The sequence below is a fragment of the Streptomyces altiplanensis genome, from assembly GCF_053591575.1.
In genome coordinates this window covers 1-3756 of record NZ_JBSFUB010000202.1, presented here as the reverse complement: position 1 = coordinate 3756, position 3756 = coordinate 1, and the positions used below count along the sequence as shown (strand labels likewise).

Here is a 3756-nt window from a genome sequence, read left to right as displayed (position 1 = left end):
TGTTCCAAGCGCCGCCAATTGCATCGGATGCGAACTGGCGACAGTTGATGTGTCGGCACCAGCAAGGGTGGACGACGCCTCGCTGAACAGGGACGTCGGGCTCTGTCGCGTCGCGCGACGGTAGCGGCTGGCGAGCCCTAATGGCCAGCCGCTGTCACTCGTCCGGATGGACGGCCTGCGGTTTCGCCCCCGACTCGCATCCGATGCGGTTTTCTCGCATTGGATGCGAGCTACGGAGAGTGGTGGACAGTGAGGTTCAACGGGACGGTCCCGGGGGCGGCGAGACTGCACCTGACGGACGGCGTCGCACTGCTGCGGCCGGAGGAACAGGTCTTCTCCGCGATGCTGGGCGGATTCGCCAATCAGCAACTCGCACGGAACCTGGCCCGCTCGACTGTCGAAGGGCGGGAGAACACGGTGAAGGCGTTCACCGCCTACGTGAACGCCTTCCCCTGGCAGTGGACGCCGGCCATGGTGGATGAATGGCTCGGTGACCTGCGCTCATTGCGTGATCTGAAGCGTTCGACGATCCGCTCGTACTCCGAGGCCATCCGCTCCTTCTGCCACTTCGCCACCGACCCCCTCTACGAATGGGCCACCACGTGTGAAGAGCGGTTCGGCTCCCATCCGGTCCAGATCGTGCACGAGTGGAACACCGCGGTGCACGTCCAGGACAACGAGTCCGAGGCGAAGAAGCGTGCCTTCACCAAGGCCGAGCTGCATGCCTTCTTCGCTCACTGCGACGACGAGGTGGCTCGCATCCGGGCCTTCGGCCGCAAGGGCTGGCTGCCCGCGTTCCGCGACGCGACGTTGTTCAAGACCGCGTACGCCTTCGGCACGCGGCGCAACGAAACACGGATGCTTAACGCCGCTGACTTCGGCCGCAACCCTCACGGAGCCGAGTACGGCGAGTTCGGTCTGTGCCGCGTCCGGTTCGGCAAAGCCAAGAAGGGCTCGCCGCCCAAGCGACGCACAGTGCTGACCGTCTGGGACTGGGCCCCCGACATCCTGGACGAGTGGTTCACCGAGGTCCGGCCGCTGTTCGGAGGCGAAGGGAACCCGGCCGCCTGGCCCTCTGAGCGCGGACTGCGGATCGGCTGCCAGCGGCTCAATTCCCGGTTCATCACCTACCGCCAGGCCCTCGGCCTAGACGAGGGACTGGACTTCCATTCCTTCCGCAGGTCCTACGTCACCCATCTGATCGAGGCCGGCTGGGACCCGCGCTTCGTCCAGGAGCAGGTCGGTCACGACCACGCAAGCACGACCGCGATCTACACCTGCGTGAGCTCCGACTTCCGCACCCGCACACTCCGCCGACATCTGGACGGCACCATTGCCGCCGCACTGGAGAGCCAGGCCGGGAGGCAGAGGTGAAACGCAAGGTCGGCTACACGTGGAAGCTGCGCGAACTGATGGGCACTCACGGCATGTTCACCACCACCGAGCTGGTGCCGCTACTACGTGACCGCGGCATCGACCTGTCAGCTTCCCAGGTCCACCGACTGGTCTCCGGCACCCCCGAGCGGTTGTCGCTCCAGGTCCTGGCCGCGCTCTGCGACATCTTCTCCTGCACGCCGGCAGACCTGGTCACCACGACCGCCGAGAACGCCGGAGTCCGCAAGACCGCGACCGGTGATCTCCCTGCCTTGCCGACGGCGGTCGCGAAACTGCGACCCCGACCGGCCCGAATCCTTCCTGACGAGTGAGCCCCGCCTACACCCCCGAGGAGTGCGAACGCTGGCACAAGAGGGCATGCGCCCGCTGTCAGCGCCACGGCTGGTTCGCCGCCCGCTGGCCGGACGGTTATGTCTGCCGCACCTGCCACGACAAAGCTCTCTGCGTTCGTGGAACCTGTCCCGAGTGCGGAGTCGAGCGTGCTCTTCTCGGCCTACGTCCGAGCGACCGCATGCAGATCTGCTCCGACTGCGCGGGCTTCGTGATGTCCTATCGATGCTCCCGCTGCGGAGAGGAAGGCAAGCTGCACGGAGGCCGGCTCTGCACCCGCTGCACCGTTGCCGACCGGCTTTCCCAGCTACTGGATGACGGCACCGGCCGCATCCGCCCCGAAATCGTTCCGCTGGCCGACTTGCTTCGGACCATGGACAGGCCGTTGTCCGGTCTCGCCTGGCTCGACCGGAACAAGGAACGCCCCGACTCCACCGCCGACTGGCTACGCCGACTCGCCACCGGCGACATCGAGCTGACCCACGAAGCCTTCCACAGCCTCGAACCCTGGCGGGCCGCCGCCCACCTGCGGGAACTCCTCATGTCCTGCGGTGTCCTACCGGCCGTCGACAAGCGGATCTGCTCGCTCGAACGATGGCTCATCGGCCACCTTGCCGACATTCCTGACCCCGACCACGCTCAGGTCATCCGCCGGTTCGCCACCTGGGAAGTGCTCCCACGCCTGCGGACCAGCAGCCAGAAGGAGCCGATCACCCCGGCAGCCCGTCGACATGCCGCTGACCAGGTCAAGCAGGCCACAGCCTTCCTCACCTGGCTCGCCGCCCGTGATCACACCCTTGGCACCTGCGGCCAGACCGGCATCGACGCCTGGCACACCGAGCAGAACGAGTACACCCGCAACACCATGCGAGCCTTTCTGCTCTGGTGCTCGGCCAGCAAGCTCACCCGGCCGTTCCGGCTGCCCCCGGTCCACATCCGCCGGGCCACCCCGATGCCGCAGCCCGAACGACTGGAACTGATCGGGCAGCTCCTCACCGACCCGGACCTACCGCTTCGTACTCGGGTCGCGGGCGTGATCGTCCTGCTCTATGCCCAACCACTCAGCCGAGTCGTGCGCCTCACCCTGGACGACGTCGGCCACAGCAACGACCAGACGTTTCTCCGCCTCGGCGAACCGCCGTCCCCAGTGCCGGAACCGCTCGCGGAACTGCTACATCGTTGGATCAGCAGCCGGGACAACATGAACACCGCGACCAACCACGCCTCCCGGTGGCTGTTCCCCGGCCGCCGGGCCGGACAACCGATGCACCCCGACGCTCTCGCCGCGCTCATCAACGACATCGGCATCCCCACCACGGCTGGCCGCACAGCCGCGATCCGGCAACACGTTCTGGAAATGCCCGCGCCGGTCGTCGCTGAGGCTCTCGGCTATCACCGGGTCACCACGGCCAAGCTCGCGTCCGAGGCCGGAGGCACCTGGAGCCGATACGCCGCCGGAGACCACTGGCGGTCACCACCCGGCTGGACCCCGCAGAGCAATGCCTGAATCTGCGATCGGCCCAATGAACCTTCTACTCCGCAGGAAGAGGACTCAACGGGATCTGGGACAACGCCCAGCGCGTGAACGTGAGCAGATCCTCGCCGACGATGTCCTCAAGCCGGTCGAAATCCTCCGGCAGCACGTCGAGCAGGAAGTGCTCGACTTCCCCGTCGGCCCGCTTGATCAGGACGAGGCAGCGATAACAGGGCTTGGGAGGACGCTCAAGAAGGATCGCTCGCAGAGACCCCGTCGCATCGTCGGCCAGGTACTGATCCAGCCATCCAGGCTCGCGTCCCCTGCCGAGGTTGAGGCGCTCGCTCCTCGAACTCAGCTCTACGAGGACCTGCTTGTTCACACGCTTGATCTCTTTGGGGACGTTCAGCGGCATGAAGGCAGGTTATCCACCAACGGCCAGAACGCGAGGGGCTGCCAGCACAGACCATGACCTGCGGCACCCCAACACACAGTGACTGCACCGACGCTTTGGCAGCACCACTTGCGACAGTTGAATACGCGAGCTCACCAGTACC

General features: G+C 66.3%; 4 protein-coding genes. 3 read left to right on the top strand and 1 reads right to left on the bottom strand.

Translation table 11 applies throughout. From position 1 onward, the window contains the following. Nucleotides 1–249: 249 nt before the first annotated feature. From ACWD0Y_RS36305 to ACWD0Y_RS36295, 3 genes are all read left to right on the top strand, one after another. A complete protein-coding gene (locus tag ACWD0Y_RS36305; protein ID WP_450264523.1) occupies nt 250–1374 on the top strand; it encodes a tyrosine-type recombinase/integrase in 1125 nt (374 codons plus the stop codon). Continuing rightward, nucleotides 1371–1706: a helix-turn-helix domain-containing protein gene (locus ACWD0Y_RS36300; protein WP_129768267.1), complete on the top strand. Its 336-nt coding sequence runs from the start codon at nt 1371–1373 to the stop codon at nt 1704–1706. Before ACWD0Y_RS36305 ends, ACWD0Y_RS36300 begins: the two co-directional genes overlap by 4 nt. Before the next feature lie 392 nt (nt 1707–2098). Next, nucleotides 2099–3232, top strand: coding sequence for a hypothetical protein (locus ACWD0Y_RS36295; RefSeq protein ID WP_450264522.1), 1134 nt, complete (start codon nt 2099–2101; stop codon nt 3230–3232). Between the two features lie 25 nt (nt 3233–3257). Here the strand turns inward: ACWD0Y_RS36295 and ACWD0Y_RS36290 are convergent, their stop codons facing one another. After that, entirely contained in the window at nt 3258–3614 is a 357-nt protein-coding gene (locus ACWD0Y_RS36290) for a hypothetical protein (RefSeq protein WP_450264521.1), read from the bottom strand. Nucleotides 3615–3756 lie beyond the last annotated feature (142 nt).